An 18,989-nucleotide genomic window follows, 5' to 3' on the forward strand; every position below is an offset into this window, starting at 1 on the left:
AATTATGGAAAGAAGTAGTGGAATATTAATGCATATTTCATCTCTTCCAGGTAAATTTGGTATTGGTACCTTTGGCGTGGAAGCGGTTGCATTTGTTGATTTTTTAAAGAATAGTGGACAAAAATATTGGCAAATATTGCCTTTGGGGCAAACTAGTTACGGTGATTCACCGTATCAATGTTTTTCAGCTTTCGCAGGAAACCCATATTTTATAGATTTTGAACTACTTAAAAGAGATAATTTTTTAAAGGAAGAAGATTATATAGATTTAGATTATGGGAAAGATGAAACTTCAATAGATTACTCTAAAATATTTATAGCTAAAAATAAAGTATTAAGAATAGCATATGAAAACTCCAAAGGAAAAATTGATAATGATTTAATAGAGTTTAAAGAAAAAAATAAGTTTTGGTTGGAAGATTATACTTTATATATGGCAGTAAAAAATCACTTTAAATTAGTTAGCTGGCAAGAGTGGGATGATGATATAAGATTAAGAAAAGATGAGGCTATAAAAAGTTATAAGATTAAGTTAAAGGATGAAATTAACTACTGGGCTTTTGTCCAATATATTTTCTTTAAACAATGGCATGATTTAAAAGAGTATGCAAATAGTAAAGGAATAAAAATAATAGGGGATATACCTATATATGTGGCAGAGGACAGTGCAGATATTTGGAGTAATCCTAAATACTTTAAGGTAGATAAAGATATGAAACCAACTAAAGTAGCAGGATGTCCACCAGATGCATTTTCAGAAACAGGTCAACTTTGGGGAAATCCTATATATAATTGGGACAACTTAGAAAAAGATGGATATACTTGGTGGATAGATAGAATAAGAGAAAGTTTAAAGCTTTATGATGTTGTTAGAATAGATCATTTTAGAGGTTTTGAGTCATACTGGGAAATACCTTATGGTGAAAAAACAGCTATAAATGGTAAATGGATAAAGGGACCTGCTATAAAATTATTTAATGCAATTAAGGAAGAGCTTGGTGAAGTAGATATAATTGCAGAAGACTTAGGTATGTTAACAGATGAAGTAATAGATTTTAGAAATAAGACAGGCTTTCCAGGAATGAAGGTATTACAATTTGCCTTTGGTGGTGATGGAAGCTATCTGCCACATAATTATACCAAAAATTGCGTTGTATATACTGGAACTCATGACAATGATACTATTTGTGGTTGGTATGATGTAACTGCAAGTAAAAATGAAGTTTATAATGCAAAAGAATATCTATCATTAAATTATGAAGAAGGAATAGCAAGAGGTTTTATAAGAGGAGCTTTTGGAAGTGTTGCATATTTAGCTATAACAACAATGCAAGATTTTCTAGCTTTAGGTAATGAAGCAAGAATGAATTTACCATCTACCTTAGGTAAAAATTGGAAGTGGAGAGCTAGAAAAAAATATTTCACACAAGAATTATCAGAAAGTATATATAAATTAACTAAGATTTATGGAAGGGTGTAAATTATGGATAAGGTATCATTAAAAACTAGCATTGAAAGAAATTTAAAAGTAAATCATTGTGTTAAATTAGAAAATGCAAATGAACATGAAATATTTAATGCATTATCATTATCATTAATGGAGATTTTAGTAGATAATTGGCAAGATACAAATAAAGTTTATGAGTCAGAAAAAAATGCTTATTATTTATCAGCGGAATATTTAATGGGAAGAGCATTAGGAAATAATCTTATTAGTTTAGGTTTATATGAAGAGGTTAAAGAGTTATTAAATGAGTTAAATATAGATATTAACAAAATAGAAGAGATTGAGGAAGATGCAGGATTAGGTAATGGTGGTCTTGGAAGACTTGCAGCATGTTTTATGGATTCAGCAGCAGCAATGGAAGTTCCGTTAAAAGGATATGGAATTAGATATACAAATGGTCTATTTAAGCAATATTTTAAAGATGGAAATCAATATGAAGAAGGAGATAACTGGCTAACTTATGGTGATCCTTGGAGTATTAGAAAAGATAGAGATTCAGTAATAGTTAAGTTTAAAGATATGGAGGTTAAGGCCGTTCCTTATGATACTCCAATTATAGGATATAAGTCTAAAAATATTAATACATTAAGACTATGGAAATGTGAACCAATAGTGGAATTCGATTTTAATTCATTTAATGATGGGAAATATAATAAAGCAGTAAAACTTAAAAATAAAGCAGAGGATATTTCAAGAGTATTATATCCAAATGATTCATCAAAAGAAGGAAAAATATTAAGGTTAAGACAACAATATTTACTAGTAAGTGCTTCTCTTCAAGATGTTATTAGAAAGCATATAAGTATTTATGGAATGAATTTTGATGAATTTGAATTAAAGCATGTATTTCAATTAAATGATACTCATCCTGTTTTAGCAATACCTGAATTTATAAGAATATTAGTTGATGAATATAATGTTACATTTGAAAGAGCAAGTGAATTATCAAGAAAGATTTTTGCTTATACAAACCATACAATATTAGCAGAGGCATTAGAAAAATGGGATGAAAAGTTAATGAAGAAACTTTTCCCAAGAGTTTTAACAATTATAAATGAAATAAATAAAAACTTTATTAAAGAATTGAAAGAAAAAGGATATTCAGATAAGGAAATTAAGGAATTTAGCATTATAGATGGTGGACTTGTAAGAATGGCTAACTTAGCTATTTCAATGAGTTTTGCTGTTAATGGAGTGGCACAGCTTCATACAGATATCTTAAAAGATATTGAATTAAATAATTGGTATAAATTATATCCAGAAAAGTTCCAAAACAAAACTAATGGTATAACTCCTAGAAGATGGTTAAGGTTATGTAATAAAGAACTATCAGCATTAATAACTGAGCTTTTAGGGAATGAAGATTGGATAAAAGATTTATCAAAGCTTAAAGAACTTGAGACTTATAAAGATGATAAAAATGTACTAAATAGATTTATGGATATAAAATATGAAAAGAAAGTACAACTTGCAGAATATATTAAAGAAACAGAAGGTATAGAAATAAATCCAAATTCAATATTTGATATACAAATAAAGAGATTACATGAATATAAGAGACAATTATTAAATGCATTTTATATTTTAGATCTTTATTATAGATTAAAAGAAAATCCAGATTTAGATATACCTAATAATACATTTATATTTGGAGCAAAGGCATTCCCTGGATACTATAGAGCTAAGGGAATTGTAAAATTTATTAATGAAATAGCTAAGAAAGTAAATAATGATAAAGATATAAATGGAAAAATAAAAATAGTATTTGTAGAAAACTATAGAGTATCTTATGCAGAAAAATTATTTCCAGCAGCAGATGTTTCTAAGCAAATATCAACAGCAGGTAAAGAAGCTTCAGGTACAGGTAATATGAAGTTTATGATAAATGGAACTCCTACATTTGGAACTTATGATGGAGCTAATGTAGAAATTGTTAGAGAAAGTGGGGAAGAAAATAACTTTATTTTTGGATTAAGAGTAGAGGATATAGAAAAAATAGAAGGAAAGTATGATTCAAAATATTACTATGAAAATGATAAGAGTTTAAAGAGAGTAGTTGATTCATTAATAGATGGAACTTTTGATGATAGTGGCTTTGGATATTTTGAAGATATATATAATGCATTATTAAGAGATGGAGATGGATATTATCTATTAGCAGATTTTAAGGCATTTAAAGATATGGAAGATAATCTTTTTGAAGCATATAAAGATAAAGAAAGATGGGCAAAAATTTGCTTTGAAAACTTATGTAATGGTGGCATATTCTCAAGTGATAGAACTATAATGGAATATAGTAATGATATTTGGAATATAAAAAAGATAAAAAACAATTAGTATTTGAATAATAAATTTAATATCTCTGTAGGTGAAATTGATTAGCAAGACATTCACCAAATTATTGTAATAGGTATTTCAGGTGTTTGTAATAACTCTGCTATTGTAGATTCAACTATTGAAAAAATAATTAATTTTATAGAATGTAATACTGATGCTGAGATAATGGAAATAGAAAAAGATGAAGATACTTTCTAAAAACTTTATTAAAAAATAGAGTCTAAAAAAAGATAATAGAAAAATAACAAAAATTATATTGACAAATAAAAGAAAAAATCGTATATTAATATAAATAAAACTTAATAAATTTTAAAAGATTTCTTATCAAGAGTGGTGGAGGGACTGGCCCTGTGAAACCCAGCAACCTATAATCAATAAATTAGGTTAATTTTAAATAGATAAGCAATAAATTTGGTATATCTAAATTTATTAAATATTTCTAATTAAACTATTTAAAGATTAATGTGGTGCTAATTCCAGCAGCTGTTATAGCTGAAAGATGAGAGGGTAAATTAACAGGCGATTTTTATAAGCACTAGAGATTTATTCTCCAGTGCTTTTTTTGTATATTAAAAAATTTAATTATTAAATTTAAATTAGGTGGTGAAATATATGATAGAAATAAGTAATTTAAATAAAAAGTTTGGGAAGTTAGAAGTATTAAAGGATATTTCAATAAATATAAAAGAAGGAGAGATTTACGGCCTTATAGGACATAGTGGAGCAGGAAAATCAACACTTTTAAGATGTATAAACGGATTAGAAGGATATAATGGTGGATCTGTGAAGGTAATGGGAAAGGAAGTAAATAAATTAGGGAATAATGAAATAAGAAAATTTAGAAAAAACCTAGGAATGATATTTCAAAACTTTAACCTTTTAAGTAGAAAGACAGTATTTGAAAATATTGCATTACCATTAGAGGTTTGGGGATATAAAAAAGGTTATATAAATGAAAAAGTAATGGAGCTTTTAAAGCTAGTTGGACTTGAAGACAAGGCAAAAGTTAAACCAAATAATTTAAGTGGAGGCCAAAAGCAAAGAGTAGCTATAGCAAGAGCTCTTGCATTAGAACCTAAAATATTACTTTGTGATGAAGCAACATCAGCTTTAGATCCTAAAATAACAAAGGATATTTTAGCATTACTTTCAAAAATTAATAAGGAATTAGGAATTACAATTGTTATTGTTACCCATCAAATGGAGGTAGTTAAAGAAGTTTGTGAAAAAGTTGCATTAATAGAAGGGGGCATTTTAAAAGCAGAGGGAAAAGCAGAGCAACTTTTTCTAAAACCAGGGGGAGCTCTTAAGAAATTCTTAGGTCAAGAAAATGATGAATTACTACCGACAACAGGGATTAACATAAAACTATTCTTTCCAAGTACATCATCAGAAAATGCACTTATAACAAAGATGGCAAGAGAACTTGGGGTAGATTTTTCAATAGTTTGGGGCAAGCTAGAGAAATTTAGAAATGATGTACTTGGAAGCTTAGTAATAAATATTAATGCTTTAGATAAAGAAAAAGTAATGAAATATTTAGAAGAAAAAAATATTATATTGGAGGTGCTTAATTAATGCTTGATATTCTTATACCAGCTTTTAATAAAACAATAATAATGGTATTGTTCTCTACAATATTTTCATTAATATTAGGATTTGTACCAGCAATTATATTAATAGTAACGGCAGAGGATGGATTAAAGCCAAATAAAGTAGTATATAAAGTTTTAAATTATATAGTAAATATTTTAAGAAGTTTTCCATTTATAATTTTAATAGTTTCAATAGTTCCAATTACTAAGTTTATAGTTGGTACAAGCATTGGAACTACAGCAGCAATAGTGCCACTTACAATAGCAGCAGCACCTTTTGTTACAAGAGTAATAGAATCAGCTTTAAAAGAAGTTGATAATGGAGTTATAGAAGCAGCAAAATCTTTTGGAGCTTCAAATACACAAATAATTTTTAAGGTAATGTTTAAAGAAGCAGTACCATCAATTATATCAGGATTAACATTAATTATTATAACTATAATAGGATATTCAGCAATGGCTGGAACAGTAGGAGGAGGCGGTCTTGGAGATGTTGCTGTAAGATATGGGTATCAAAGATATCAAACAGATATAATGATTGTTACAGTAATTTTATTGATAGTAATAGTTCAAGGACTTCAATCCTTAGGAAATTATTTATATAAAAAGCTATCTTAATTTAAATTAAAGTGATAGAAGCTCAAAAATTAAAAATAAGTAATAAAATTTAGGGGGTATTCAATATGAAAAGAAAATCAATATTAGTAACAGTATTAGCAGGAGTTTTAGCTTTAGGGCTAGTTGGATGTGGGGCAAAAAAGAGCGAAGGAGATAATAAAACAATTAAAATAGGAGTTACTCCAGTACCTCATAAGGAAATAGTTGAGCATATAAAACCAGAACTAGAAAAGGAAGGCTACAAATTAGAAATAGTAGAGTTTACAGATTATGTTACACCAAATACAGCTTTAGCAGATGGAGAGATTGATGCAAATTATTTTCAGCATATATCATACTTAAATGAAACAAATGAAAGCAAGAAATTAAATTTAGCTTATACAGCTGAAGTTCATTTAGAACCAATTGCTATATACTCCAAAAAAACAAAGGAGTTAAAGGAACTAAAAGATGGAGCTAAGATAGCTATACCAAATGATCCATCAAATGAAGCTAGAGCCTTAAGATTATTAGAAAAACAAGGGTTAATAAAATTAAAGGCTGGAGAGTTAATTACACCTAAGGACATAACAGAAAATGCTAAGAACTTAAAATTTGAAGAATTAGAAGCGGCACAATTACCAAGAGTTTTAGAAGAAGTTGATGCAGCTGTAATTAATGGGAATTATGCTATAGAAGCTGGTTTAAATCCATCTAAAGATTCATTAGCTATTGAAGATAAAGATGCTGAGGCAGCTAAAGTATATAGAAATATATTAGCAGTTAAAAAAGGAAATGAAGATTCAGATAAAATAAAGGCTCTAACTAAAGCGTTAACTTCAGAAAATGTTAAGAAGTTTATAAATGAAAAATATAATGGAGCTGTAATTCCAACATTCTAATAATAAATATAATAAAACCATTTGAGTTTTTATCTCAAGTGGTTTTATTGTATTATAATACTAATATATAACAAAATAAATTTGTTATAATAAATGTAGAATTAATATTATAAAAACAAGTATTAATTGGAAATTCATATGATTGGAGAATTTAAATGGAAAAGTTATATTATAAAGATCAATATATAAAAGAATTTACAGCAGAAGTTATAGATGTTAAAGAAAAAGATGAAAGATATCATGTCGTATTAGATAAAACTGCATTTTTCCCAGGTGGTGGTGGTCAATTTTGTGATTTAGGTGTAATAGAGAATATAGAGGTAATAGATGTTTATGAGGAAAATGAAGTTATATATCATGTATTAGAAAGAAAACTTATTAAAATACATAAAGTAAAGTGTCAGATAGATTGGGAAAGAAGAAGGGATGGAATGAATCAGCATTTTGCCCAACATGTTCTTTCAGGTTGTTTTTATAAATTATTTAATGCAAATACTGTTAGCTTTCATTTAGGAAAAGATAGTAGTACAGTTGATATTGAAGGATATCTTGAAGAAGAAAAAATAAGAGAAGCTGAAAAAATGGCTAATGAGATGATAGCTAAAAATTTAAATGTGGAATTTTTAATACCAAGTAGAAAAGAATTAAAAAAGTTAAATTTAAGAAGAGCTCTTCCAAATACTAATGAAGAAATAAGAGTTGTTAAAATAGATGATTTAGATATAAATGCTTGTTGTGGAGTGCATCCAAAGTCAACATTAGATTTAAGGATGATAAAAATAAAAAGATGGGAAAAACATAAGAAGGCAACAAGAATAGAGTTTTTGGCAGGAGATAGAGCAGTTTCAGATTCCTTAAGAAAAGATTTATTTGTAAGTGAAATATGTAGATACTTAAGTAGTAATGAAGAAGAGGCTATTAAAAGTATTAAAAATTTAACACTTGAGCTTAGAGAAGCTATAAATGAGAAAAATAAAATAGAAGAAGAGATAGCAGCATATGAAATGAAAGAAATGATTTCAAGTGCAGAAAAAATAGGAAATATCTCTATTGTAAAAAATATATATAATTATGAAAATGTAAAGTATATTCAAAAGTTAGCAAATAAAATAGTAGATAATGAAAATACAATCGCACTTATTGTTACTAAAAATAATGATAGAGCTAATGTAATTTTTTCAGCTTCAAATAATATAAAAAATATAAATATGAATGAGTTATTAAAAGATGCAATTACTCTTATTGATGGAAAAGGTGGTGGAAGCGCCATATCAGCACAAGGTGCAGGAAAGAGTAATAATAATATAGAGATGATGATAGATTATGCATTCAATAAAATAAAAAATATATTAAATTAAAAAAGTGGTTATTGCCACTTTTTTAATTTGAAAGAAATTATAGATTTTAAATTTGTAACGAAGAATCCCTTGGAATAGTATACTAAATTAAGTAGTAATATAAATTTTATATATAAAAGTATATAAAGAATTAAGGAGGGACAGGCATGGCAAAATGGGTTTTAGATGCAGGCCATGGAGGAAATGACCCTGGAGCAGTAGGTAGTGGAGGTAGAAAGGAAGCTGATATAGTTTTAGAAGCTGTTTATGAAGCTATGAGATTATTAGAGCGTAATGGTGAAACAGTACTGTTAACTAGAACATCAGATGTTGCCTTAAATTTAAGCGAAAGGGTTAAAATTGCCAATGGTTGGAATGCTGATTATTTTGTAAGCTTCCATATGAACTCTTTTGTAGATAAATATGTAACTGGAAGTGAAGTATTTGTGTTTGAAAAAGGACATAAATCAGAAAGTTTAGCAAAGTTCATAAAAGATGAATTAACATCTAATTTAAAATCAAAAGACAGAGGAATAAAAGAAGCAAATTATACAATATTAAGAGAAACTAATATGCCAGCAGTAATAATAGAAGCTGACTTTTTATCAAATGAAAACGTAGAAAACAATTTTGATTCAAAAAAATATGGGTACATGATAGCTAAAGCATGTTTAGCTATGGTAGATAAAGTGCTAATAGACGTTCCAGTAACTAAGCCTAAAACACCAAGTAAAACAGGATGGAGAATATGCACAGGATATTATAAAGGATACGAAGAAGCAGAAAATGCACTTAAAGAATTAAAAACAAAAGGAAATGAAGATGCTTATATAATACCATTTGAAGGATAAGTAAAAATAGTCTATGTAAACTTTGATAAGCTTACATAGACTATAATTTTTATAAATTAATATTTTAAGAAACATTAGTAAGGTCATTTAATGAAATAGAAGACTCTATAGTTTCTTTTTCAAGTAATTCCATAGCTAATTTATCAAGTATAAATTTATTTTCTGTTAATAAATTCAATGTTTCATCATATAGTGAGTTTACAAGTTCTCTACATTCTTGTACCACAGCCTGTCCATAACTAGTAGATAATGAACCAAGGCTTGAAAGTTTTAATAAACCAAGTGTATTACCCATTCCATATTCAGAAATCATAGCTAATGCCATTTCAGTTGTTTGAGTTATATCACCTTGAGCACCAGTAGAAATTTTTTCTTTTCCAAATATTAATTCCTCAGCAGCTCTTCCTCCAAGTAATACCATAATCCTATTTTTTAAATAGTCTAATCTTTGATATGACTTATCTTCAGGGATAGTTAAAGTATATCCCCCTGCACCCTTTGTAGTAGGAATTATCGTTATTTTAGAAATTTTATCTTCAGGAGTTTTTAAAAGTGATATCAAAGCATGTCCAGCTTCGTGGTAAGATGTTAATAATCTATCTTCATGTAACATATGACCTCTTTCTTTCTTTTCATGACCTGCTAATACTATACTATAAGCTTTATTTAAATGATTTTCTAAAATAAAGTTAGATTCATCTTTTGCAGCTAATATAGCAGCTTCATTAATTAAGTTTTCTAGTTTTGCACCAGAAAAATATGAAGTTTTCTTAGCTAAATCTTTAATAGAAATTTCTTCTGAAACTGGTTTGTTTTTTAGATATAAAGATATAATTTTTTCTCTGGCTTTAATATCAGGTAGAGATACTTCTACATGTCTATCAAATCTACCAGGTCTTAGCAATGCTGAATCTAAGGTATCTAATCGGTTAGTAGCTGCAATAACTATAATACCGTCTTTTTCACCAAAGCCAGACATTTCAGTAAGTAATGCATTTAGGGTTTGATCACGTTCATCATTTCCAGTAGAAGAATTTCCAGAAGAACGAGATTTACCTATAGCATCTATTTCATCTATAAAAATAACAGCCTTTCCATGAGATTTAGCTTTTTTAAATAAACTTCTTATTCTAGCAGCTCCAACCCCTACATAAACTTGAACAAAATCAGAACCACTTAAAGCATAAAATGGAACACCAGCTTCACCAGCAACTGCTTTTGCAAGCAATGTTTTACCAGTACCAGGTGAACCGTAAAGTATAACTCCTTTTGGCATTCTCGCTCCATATTCAGTGTACTTTTCAGGTTGTTTTAAAAAATCTACTACATCCATTAAACTTTCCTTTGCTTCTTCATTACCTGCAACGGAATTAAAGTTAAGATTATTATTTTTATCAGAATTAAAGTCTTTTACATCTAAATTAGTCATTGATGATGAACCTAGCTTACCTTTATTTAATATCATAAAAGCTATTGAAAATATAGAAATTACAAGTATTGAAGAAGACAAAGTCTTACTTAAAGGTGGAAAATTTTCATCAAGTACATTTATATTAGATTTTAATAATGATTCTTTTAATGTAGAACTATTAGGATTAGGTGTAACGTATTTTGTACCATCCTTTAAAAATATAGTTAAATTTGAACTTTTATTAATAATAACCTTTGAAATATTTTCATTAGTTATATCTTCTAAAAAATTTGAATATTGTTTACTAATATTAGATTTAGATTGTAGAGTACTATAAGCTAAAACTATTATAGAAATTATAGCAGTAGCTATTGGAATCCAAATAAGATTTTTTTTAGCTTTATTCATTACTACCTCCAATTTAAAAAAAACTTATTAATTTTGTTTGTAGAATATATTATATTACTTTTAAAATTTAAGTCTATTTAAAATCATATAAATTACCAATGTAAGTATTGGATTAATTGTAAAAGATAAAATACAATCTTTTAAATTATAATTAAATGGAGTATACTCTAGATGTAATACTTCAATTAAATAGGCTAATATCATTAGTTAAGGAGAGTGCTAGTTATAATATGATAAGTAAAACACAATTAACAGCAGACGATATTAAGTCAGTAATTAATATGAAGTCAAAGGAGAAGGGGATAGAGGTTACTCATATAGCAATTGAAGATACTATATCATTTATAGGAGATATAAAGGGAAAACTAAACAGTAAGTTTAATGGTAAAATAAATATAAAAGATGCAGATAGCCAACGGATAATTTTAGAGATTAAAGAACTTAAATTAGATAGTTTAGGTTTATTTAAGGGTGCTACAAATATGTTTATGAAAACAATAATAAAGATATCTGGAGAAAACTACGTTAGAATGAAAGGAAACTGTATTGTTATATATTTAGGAGAAATGATGAGAGAAAACTTGCCAGTTGAATTTACTATAGAAAATGTCTATATAATGGACAAGTTAATAAATATAGAAGGTAAAAATTTCAAAAATAATATGTTTAAAGAATTTATGAAATAATTGTAAATGGGTGGAGGAGTAATATGAATATATCAGAAGTTAAAGTTGCTTTAAGTGGTAGCGATTTATTAAGTATAATAAATGATTTTGTTAAAGTAGATGGTTTAGAAATATCAGAGATAAAAATAGAAGAAGAAATAAAAATATATGGAAGTTTTAAAAAAGGTATATCAGTAGACTTTATAGCTGGAATAAAACTAACTTCTTTGAATAATGATGAAATATATGGAGAGATTTCTTCATTTAAGCTATTGAAATTAGGAATGATTTCAATAATAAGAAAGCTTGCAATGAAATATGCAATAAAAGCCTTTGAAGATAAGGGAATGTACTATAAGGATGGAAAAATAGTAATAAATATTAAGAAATTATTAAAAGATATTCCATATATTAATATAGATATTGAAGATATACATATAAAACAAGGTTTATTAAATGTAGGGGCTAAAAATATTAATATTTCTCTAGAAGGAACTTTAGTAAAAGAGTTTGAAGAAGAAGAGGTAATAGAAGAGGAAGAAATAAAGGTTGAAGAAATAAAGAAAGTTAAGGATAATTATTCTAATGGTAGGGAGTATTTGGAAAAAAAGTTATCTCCTAAAGTTAAAACTTTTAGTGATTATTTATTTATAATACCTGATATGGCAGCTCTTATATATAGATTATTAAAGGATAAAAGAGTACCAATTAAAACTAAAATAGTTATATCAGGTGCTATTGCATATATTGCATTTCCAACGGATATAATACCAGATAATATTCCTTTTATTGGACGTATTGATGAGTTAGCAGTTTCATTTTTTGCTTTAGATAGAATTGTAACAGATGTACCTGTTAATATAATATTAGAAAATTGGGAAGGAAAAAATGATATTATATTAGTAATTAAAAGCCTTATAGAATATGTAATAAACTTCACAGGTGCAAAAAATGTGGAAAAGATTTATAAGGTTGTTGATGAAATAGTATCATTATAAACAAAAAGGAGAAAATATGAAATATTATTCAGTATATAGAGGAAAGTCAGGAACTCCTAAAATATTTACAAGTTGGCCAGAGTGTCAAAAAGAAGTTATAGGATGTAAGGGCGCTATTTATAAAAGCTTTAAAACAGAAAGTGAAGCTATAGAGTTTTTATCATTAATGTCTAAAGGAAAAGATAACGATAATAATGATAGTGACGCTAAAGGTGATGAAAGTAATAATGGATTAGTAGTTTATGTAGATGGAAGTTTTATGGTTGAAAAAGGGAATTTTTCTTATGGAATGGTAGCATTAAATGAAGGTAAAGTTATTCATGAAGAAAATGGAGTTGGATTTAATAAAGAGGCAATTCCTTTAAGAAATGTATCAGGAGAAGTTTTAGGAGCTATGAAAGCTGTAGATTTTGCCATTAAAAATAAATTTAAAGAAGTGACAATTGCTTTTGATTATCAAGGAATAGAGTGTTGGGCACTTGGAACTTGGAAAAGAAATAATGAAATTACTTCTTCGTACCATGAATTTATGAAAGAAAATATGAAAAACATAAATGTAAGATTTAAAAAGATTAAAGGGCATAGTGGTGATAAATATAATGATATTGCAGATAAATTAGCAAAGGAAGCTTTATTAAAATAGATACCATAATTTTCATAGAGTAAACTTAAAGTTATTGCATAAAATAATTATATCAACTCAAAACATACAAAAAAAGAGGTGATATAGAATGGGAAAAATGATGAAGAGTTTAGCTGCAGGTGCAATGGTTGGTGCAGCTGTAGGTTTCATGGTACTTCCACAATTAGATAGAAAAACTCAAAGATCTATTAAAAGAGCAGGTAAAAGAGCTATGGGAGTAGCTGAGGATGCTTATGATACCATGATAGGATATATTAAATAATAAAAGAGAGGGCTAAGCCAAATGTCATTAAGTTAACAAAAAGACATTGATGTAAGCCAAAGAGTAAGGTATTTAAAAGTACCTTACTCTTTTTTTATACAAAAAACTTGACAAATACTTAGAAAATGTGTCAAAGCCATCTTTTTTTATTTACATAAAATTTACATTTAAATGTTAATTATCAAGAAATTTACTGGTTTTATTAATAAGATTAATGGTATAATAAAGAAAATAAAAAAATAAAAGAAAAAATTTATAATTTGACGAAAAAAATCTAATGGACTAGTGGATTTTATAGTAATTACTATTATAAATTACAAAATTATGATATAATTGAATAAATATAAAAAATTTAGAATATTATTAATATCTAGGAATGAAAAGGAAGAGTGATTAATGGAGATTCTTGCATTAGGGGAAAAGATAAAAAGAAGAAGAAAAGAATTAGAAATGACTCTTAAGGATCTTGCAGGGGATAGAATTACACCAGGCCAAATAAGTTTAGTAGAATCAGGAAGATCAAATCCTTCTATGGATTTATTAGAATACTTAGCAGGGGCTCTGCAGACATCAGTAGAATATTTAATGGAATCAGAAGAAACACAAGCGGGAAAAATAAGTGTTTATTATGAGCAAGTAGCACAATCATATATTTTATCTGGAGATTATATAACTGGTGAAAAGTATATAGAAAATGCTTTATATTATGCAGAAAAGTATGACCTTGAGTATAGAAAAGCAAAAATACTGTATTTAAGAGCAAAAATATATATGGCAAAAGAAGAGTTAGTTTTAGCGCAACAATTCTTTTTATCAGCAAATGTAATATTTATTAAAAATAATAACTACGAAGAAATTATTAATTCATTTCTAAATCTAGGTAAAATAACATTGGTTTTAAAGGCATATCACTCATCAACTAGTTATTTAAGGCAGGCTGAAAAGGTCTACTTAGATAATAATATAGGAAATGATTATTTGCTTGGGGAAATTTATTTTTATATGGCAAAAGCATATTTTAAAACAGATAATATAGGTAAATCTATAGATTATTCATTTCTTGCAAAAAGTAAATTTGAACAAGTTCAAAATAGAGAAGATTATGCTAAAACCTTATTATTGTTATCAGAAGAGTACAATAAAAAAGGTGATTTAACAAATGCTATTAAATATTCACAAAAGACATTAGAAGTATATGAAGAGTTAGAGGAACTATCCAATATTTCAGAAATAGAAAATAATTTAGGGAAATTATTTTATGAATTTGAAAATATAGAGGAATCATTTAAACATTATGAAATTGCTAAGGAAATAAGAGTAAGAAGAAAAGATGAAAAAGTAATAAACACATTAATTAACATTTGTGAAAATTATATTAAACTTAAAAATATAAAAAAATGTGAAGAAGTTTTATTTGAGATTAAAGAGTATCTAAAAGAAGATGATATAGAAGGTTTAATAGAATTAAATATATTATGGTATAGAATATTTATAATAAAAGAGCAATTCAAAGAAGCTGAAAATATATTAATCGATGGATATAATTTAGCTAAGTCATACGATTTGAATAAAAAAGCTGGGCAATTGGCAATAATGATAGGTAAGTTCTATATAGATAATAAAAAAGACTTTGAAGCTGCTAAATATTTAGATGAAGGAGTTAATATTTTTAAGGAAATCGGAATTCTTAAAAATTAAGTCGATGGGGGTTTTAAATGGAAATATTATCAACTGGAGAGAAAATTAAAAGAGCAAGGGTATATCAAGGGGTTACTTTAAAAGCATTATGTGGTGATAAAATATCAATTTCTAAAATGAGCTGCATAGAAAATGGAAAAATAAAAGCCGATAAAGATATTTTAGAATATATATCTAGCAAATTAGGGATAGATTACAACTATCTAGTTAGAGATGTACATGAACAAATATTATCTAACTTGGAATCAATTAGAAATAATTCTATATCTAAAGATGAAATGGATAAAATAATAAAACATAATTTAAATTATGCTTTAGAGTATTCTTATGATAATTTAGCTTTTGAACTTATACATAGATTATTTAAATTCTATGTAGACAATAATAAGGTTGAAAATATACAGTTAATAATATCTCAATACTATGATTTATATCAAAAAAATAATAATGAAGAAAATACAATAACATATTATATAGATATGGCTACTTTCTTCTATAGAATTGGGGAATATAATGAAGCTGTAAATTATTATAGCAGAACTAAAAATCTTATAAATAAGAAAACAGATGAAGAAAAAACAACCTATGCATATATTTGTTATAAAGAAGGAAAATGTTATGAAAAGTTAAATAATCTAGAGAAAGCCTTTAAATCCTTAAAGGAAGCTATAGATTATATAGATTATATAATTAATAATTGTGATAAAGGTGATGTATATCATTGTTTTGCAACAGTTAATATAAGGCTAAGAAAACCTGAGGCTGAAGCTTATATAGAAAAGGCATATGAATATCAAAAAGATAATGAAATGTCACTAGCAATATCTAAAGGGAAAAATGGTGAGTGCTATTTTTATGTAGGTGATATAGAAAAAGGAATAAAAGAAATAATGGAAGGTGTAAAATTATTTCCGCCTACCGATAAAGCAAGATATGTTAAATTTTTAAATCAGTGTATTAGAACTCTTTATGATAATAAGGAATATGATTTTGCATATGAAATTACAGATACTGCATTAAACTATGCAATAGATACCAATGATATAGTTTTAATAGAGGAAGCATATTATTTTAAGGGAATGATTCTTCAAAGAAAAGGCATGTACAGAGAAGCAGAAATGTATATGAATCTATCTTTAGATTCTTTATTTAAATTTGCAAATAAAGAAAAGCGTTATGAAAGATATTTAGATATGGCAGATATGTATTATAAGCTTGGAGAGACAAAGGATTCTTTAAAATATTTTATATTAGCTATGAAAATGGAGAAAAGTATTCAATAAAAAATGAAAGTAGGAAGCTATTTTAAGCATCCTACTTTTTATTATATTTTACTTAATTTATAACACTTTATTTTGTTGGATGTAAAAGGCTTGATAAAGCATTCAATAATGAGCATCTTGTACTGAATATTGAAAATATATTTGGCATAAAGAATAAACCTCTCATTAATTATTCCACCCTTCTTTTTCTAAAACTTATGCTTAAATTATAGTTTAATTAAAGTATAATTGCATTGACTTAAATGCTTCACTTTAAGTACATTTAAGCTATTCATAAAAAATAATGGAATAATAAAAAGTACAAAATAACCATAAAAGTATTGATTTTTGTACTTTATTTTATTATTTAATGTTTTTTATTAGTATAAGCTTTGCACCATATCCATTAACTTCAGTAATTATATTAAGAATAGTATTCTTTTTAGAATATTTAAAGTCTATTTTAGGAAAAGAAGCTCTATGAAGTATTTCTTTTTCTTCTTTATTTAATCTATCAGGTGAACCCATTGAAAGCCAATAATTATATGATGAACCTACATTTTCATTAACTTCATATGTTATTATCCTAGAGGATTTTTTTATATTTTCTATATTTAATGAAATTTTCTTCTTATAAACTTTTCTTTTTCCACGTTTGGTATATATATCTTCAAAATTTGCAAGAGATTCTAAATCATCATTATAAGAATATAAAAGAATGGAATATTCGCCTTCTTTTTTTGTAACTATACAACCATTATCAAGGTATACTACTTCATCTCCTAGTTTACTTAATAGATAGTAAGCATAGTAAGAAGGTTTTCTAATTCCCATATCATTAACTATTCCAGGTGCCCCTATAAAAACTTCATTAGTTAGTCTAATTTCCTTTTCTAGAACATCAAATGCTCTTAAAGAATTTAATGAGTTACCATTAAAAATTGTATTATGAATAATATATGGAAGCATAAAAGCAGTATCATATATTTTATTTAAAGTTTTATCACAAATAAAATCTTCAGATAAAACCTCAAGATTATATAACTCTGAAAGCATAATAGATATTTCTTCCTTTACAGTTAAAGGAATGTTAGGGGTAAATTGAAATTTAAATTTAGCAATATTTATATATTCTATTTCAGAAAAATACTCAAAAAAGCTATTAAGAACTTGTTTATATTTATCTGATGTAAATTCAGGATTATCAAGTAAAATTAGAGGATTTAAATTTATATAATCTAAAAACTCAATAACACTTTTAGCTTTATTCCAATTATAAAAATCTGAATTTGGGAAAACACCCATATCATTATTAAATAAATTTTCAAGTCTTGCATAAGTAAAGTGTATTTCTTCTTGTATTTCTTCTAAAATATCTTTATTATCCTCAATTAATAAATCAAAAGCATCTTCAAGATTTATAATTTCTTTGTAATTTTTATTGAAGGTATCTAGAGATTTATCCATATCTATATGAATTTTCCAAAGTTTATTTTCATAATTAAATCTCTCATAATCTTCTAATTCATAGGAAAGGTGGTCTAGTGCTTCAGATAGTGGGAAAGAAGTTATATTTATTAACTTTTCAAGTTCTTCTTCAGTAAATTTATTTTTTTTCCTATATTGAAGAGGAGTACATCCATAATAATTTTTAAAATTTTTATTTAAATACCTAACATGAGAGAAACCAACTTCATCAGATATATCAGAAATACTAAGATCAGTATCTAATAATAACTTAACAGACTCCTCAACTCTAGTTAAATTAACTAAATCAGTAAAGCTATATCCAGTTGCATACTTTATTTCATGAGAAAGATAATGAGGACTTAAAAACTCTTTTTTAGCGATATCTTGAAGTGTTATATTACTATCATAGTTATTGAAAATATATTTATATATTCTATGGTATCTTGCAAGTTGTTCTGTTTTTTCTTTTAATTCTTCCTTTTCATAAGTTAAATAGTGGAAATTGTTAATAAGATGATATAATAAATCAACTAAAATAGATTCAATTTCTTCATTGTAATCTTCTATTTTTTGAACTGTTTCACATAAGATTTTAGCCAAGAAGTATCGTAAAATATCATATTCATCTCCTTCTTGTGCACCATCATCAGTTGTATTTGTATAGAAGAATATATTATTAATATCCTTATAGTATTTTTCAAAGAAATAAGGATCTATATGGAATATAAGTACTCTATTATCCTCAGAGCTATAAACTCTATGTGCTTCATCTACATTAATTATTTCTAATTCTTTTTCTAATATTTCAAAAGAGTCTGTATCAATATTCACATTAATGCTTCCTTTTAATACATATAATATCTCTATAGAGTTATGCCAATGAATTGGATACTCTTTTATATTCGCATAAGATATTTTTATAGGTAAATCCAATGGATAAGTTACATACTCTCTTCTCATAAAAATCATCACCTTTCAATTGCATATAAATTTATTATATCCTAAAAAAATATAAAATGAAAAATTATAGTTAAAAAGTTATAAAT

16 protein-coding genes and 1 riboswitch are annotated in these 18,989 nt (G+C 26.5%); of the genes, 14 read left to right on the top strand and 2 right to left on the bottom strand.

Annotated elements, in window-relative coordinates; genetic code table 11:
* Window positions 1–4 precede the first annotated feature (4 nt).
* The 8 genes from malQ to ACYQ1T_RS09700 all read left to right on the top strand — a co-directional run bounded on the left by malQ (window position 5) and on the right by ACYQ1T_RS09700 (window position 9,126).
* Window positions 5–1,480, top strand: coding sequence for a 4-alpha-glucanotransferase (malQ, locus tag ACYQ1T_RS09665; protein ID WP_459834343.1), 1,476 nt, complete (start codon window positions 5–7; stop codon window positions 1,478–1,480).
* 3 nt (window positions 1,481–1,483) lie between these two features.
* Window positions 1,484–3,844 (top strand): glycogen/starch/alpha-glucan phosphorylase, encoded by a 2,361-nt coding sequence (locus ACYQ1T_RS09670; RefSeq protein ID WP_459834345.1) that lies wholly within the window; start codon window positions 1,484–1,486, stop codon window positions 3,842–3,844.
* A 51-nt stretch (window positions 3,845–3,895) separates the two neighbouring features.
* On the top strand, window positions 3,896–4,042 hold the full coding sequence (locus tag ACYQ1T_RS09675; RefSeq protein ID WP_459836510.1) for a DUF503 family protein: 147 nt from the start codon (window positions 3,896–3,898) through the stop codon (window positions 4,040–4,042).
* Between the two features lie 120 nt (window positions 4,043–4,162).
* Window positions 4,163–4,350: riboswitch (SAM riboswitch) on the top strand.
* 106 nt (window positions 4,351–4,456) lie between these two features.
* The gene (locus ACYQ1T_RS09680; protein WP_459834347.1) at window positions 4,457–5,422 is read left to right on the top strand and encodes a methionine ABC transporter ATP-binding protein; all 966 of its coding nucleotides are present in this window, start codon (window positions 4,457–4,459) and stop codon (window positions 5,420–5,422) included.
* The gene (locus tag ACYQ1T_RS09685; RefSeq protein ID WP_459834349.1) at window positions 5,422–6,057 is read left to right on the top strand and encodes a methionine ABC transporter permease; all 636 of its coding nucleotides are present in this window, start codon (window positions 5,422–5,424) and stop codon (window positions 6,055–6,057) included. The genes ACYQ1T_RS09680 and ACYQ1T_RS09685 overlap by 1 nt, the downstream gene beginning before the upstream one ends.
* A gap of 65 nt (window positions 6,058–6,122) precedes the next feature.
* On the top strand, window positions 6,123–6,938 hold the full coding sequence (locus tag ACYQ1T_RS09690) for a MetQ/NlpA family ABC transporter substrate-binding protein (RefSeq protein ID WP_459834351.1): 816 nt from the start codon (window positions 6,123–6,125) through the stop codon (window positions 6,936–6,938).
* Between the two features lie 155 nt (window positions 6,939–7,093).
* Window positions 7,094–8,296 carry an alanyl-tRNA editing protein gene (locus tag ACYQ1T_RS09695; protein ID WP_459834353.1) on the top strand — a complete coding sequence of 401 codons (1,203 nt, stop codon included), beginning with the start codon at window positions 7,094–7,096 and terminating at the stop codon, window positions 8,294–8,296.
* A gap of 146 nt (window positions 8,297–8,442) precedes the next feature.
* A complete protein-coding gene (locus tag ACYQ1T_RS09700; RefSeq protein WP_459834355.1) occupies window positions 8,443–9,126 on the top strand; it encodes an N-acetylmuramoyl-L-alanine amidase in 684 nt (227 codons plus the stop codon).
* A gap of 64 nt (window positions 9,127–9,190) precedes the next feature.
* On the opposite strand, the gene ACYQ1T_RS09705 is transcribed toward ACYQ1T_RS09700, so the two are convergent.
* A complete protein-coding gene (locus ACYQ1T_RS09705; protein WP_459834357.1) occupies window positions 9,191–10,945 on the bottom strand; it encodes an ATP-dependent metallopeptidase FtsH/Yme1/Tma family protein in 1,755 nt (584 codons plus the stop codon).
* Between the two features lie 155 nt (window positions 10,946–11,100).
* Between ACYQ1T_RS09705 and ACYQ1T_RS09710 the strand changes: the two genes are divergently transcribed.
* The 6 genes from ACYQ1T_RS09710 (at window position 11,101) to ACYQ1T_RS09735 (ending at window position 16,494) form a co-directional block, all read left to right on the top strand.
* A complete protein-coding gene (locus tag ACYQ1T_RS09710) occupies window positions 11,101–11,631 on the top strand; it encodes a hypothetical protein (RefSeq protein WP_459834359.1) in 531 nt (176 codons plus the stop codon).
* 23 nt (window positions 11,632–11,654) lie between these two features.
* On the top strand, window positions 11,655–12,608 hold the full coding sequence (locus tag ACYQ1T_RS09715) for a YkvA family protein (protein WP_459834361.1): 954 nt from the start codon (window positions 11,655–11,657) through the stop codon (window positions 12,606–12,608).
* Window positions 12,609–12,624: 16 nt separating this feature from the next.
* A complete protein-coding gene (locus tag ACYQ1T_RS09720) occupies window positions 12,625–13,251 on the top strand; it encodes a ribonuclease H1 domain-containing protein (protein WP_459834363.1) in 627 nt (208 codons plus the stop codon).
* Between the two features lie 88 nt (window positions 13,252–13,339).
* Entirely contained in the window at window positions 13,340–13,513 is a 174-nt protein-coding gene (locus ACYQ1T_RS09725; protein WP_459834365.1) for a YtxH domain-containing protein, read from the top strand.
* A gap of 396 nt (window positions 13,514–13,909) precedes the next feature.
* A complete protein-coding gene (locus ACYQ1T_RS09730; RefSeq protein WP_459834367.1) occupies window positions 13,910–15,211 on the top strand; it encodes a helix-turn-helix domain-containing protein in 1,302 nt (433 codons plus the stop codon).
* A 17-nt stretch (window positions 15,212–15,228) separates the two neighbouring features.
* Window positions 15,229–16,494 (top strand): transcriptional regulator, encoded by a 1,266-nt coding sequence (locus tag ACYQ1T_RS09735; RefSeq protein ID WP_459834369.1) that lies wholly within the window; start codon window positions 15,229–15,231, stop codon window positions 16,492–16,494.
* 342 nt (window positions 16,495–16,836) lie between these two features.
* On the opposite strand, the gene ACYQ1T_RS09740 is transcribed toward ACYQ1T_RS09735, so the two are convergent.
* Window positions 16,837–18,903 (bottom strand): helix-turn-helix domain-containing protein, encoded by a 2,067-nt coding sequence (locus ACYQ1T_RS09740; RefSeq protein WP_459834371.1) that lies wholly within the window; start codon window positions 18,901–18,903, stop codon window positions 16,837–16,839.
* Window positions 18,904–18,989 lie beyond the last annotated feature (86 nt).

This window comes from Clostridium carnis, assembly GCF_054657435.1.

Excerpts from the sequence above, each read along its gene's own strand:
- ACYQ1T_RS09690 (WP_459834351.1), top strand. The coding sequence starts at position 6,123 with ATGAAAAGAAAATCAATATTAGTAACAGTATTAGCAGGAGTTTTAGCT.
- malQ (WP_459834343.1), top strand. The coding sequence starts at position 5 with ATGGAAAGAAGTAGTGGAATATTAATGCATATTTCATCTCTTCCAGGT.
- ACYQ1T_RS09670 (WP_459834345.1), top strand. The coding sequence starts at position 1,484 with ATGGATAAGGTATCATTAAAAACTAGCATTGAAAGAAATTTAAAAGTA.
- ACYQ1T_RS09685 (WP_459834349.1), top strand. The coding sequence starts at position 5,422 with ATGCTTGATATTCTTATACCAGCTTTTAATAAAACAATAATAATGGTA.
- ACYQ1T_RS09680 (WP_459834347.1), top strand. The coding sequence starts at position 4,457 with ATGATAGAAATAAGTAATTTAAATAAAAAGTTTGGGAAGTTAGAAGTA.
- ACYQ1T_RS09705 (WP_459834357.1), bottom strand. The coding sequence starts at position 10,945 with ATGAATAAAGCTAAAAAAAATCTTATTTGGATTCCAATAGCTACTGCT.
- ACYQ1T_RS09710 (WP_459834359.1), top strand. The coding sequence starts at position 11,101 with ATGGAGTATACTCTAGATGTAATACTTCAATTAAATAGGCTAATATCA.
- ACYQ1T_RS09720 (WP_459834363.1), top strand. The coding sequence starts at position 12,625 with ATGAAATATTATTCAGTATATAGAGGAAAGTCAGGAACTCCTAAAATA.
- ACYQ1T_RS09715 (WP_459834361.1), top strand. The coding sequence starts at position 11,655 with ATGAATATATCAGAAGTTAAAGTTGCTTTAAGTGGTAGCGATTTATTA.
- ACYQ1T_RS09740 (WP_459834371.1), bottom strand. The coding sequence starts at position 18,903 with ATGAGAAGAGAGTATGTAACTTATCCATTGGATTTACCTATAAAAATA.
- ACYQ1T_RS09695 (WP_459834353.1), top strand. The coding sequence starts at position 7,094 with ATGGAAAAGTTATATTATAAAGATCAATATATAAAAGAATTTACAGCA.
- ACYQ1T_RS09700 (WP_459834355.1), top strand. The coding sequence starts at position 8,443 with ATGGCAAAATGGGTTTTAGATGCAGGCCATGGAGGAAATGACCCTGGA.
- ACYQ1T_RS09730 (WP_459834367.1), top strand. The coding sequence starts at position 13,910 with ATGGAGATTCTTGCATTAGGGGAAAAGATAAAAAGAAGAAGAAAAGAA.
- ACYQ1T_RS09725 (WP_459834365.1), top strand. The coding sequence starts at position 13,340 with ATGGGAAAAATGATGAAGAGTTTAGCTGCAGGTGCAATGGTTGGTGCA.
- ACYQ1T_RS09735 (WP_459834369.1), top strand. The coding sequence starts at position 15,229 with ATGGAAATATTATCAACTGGAGAGAAAATTAAAAGAGCAAGGGTATAT.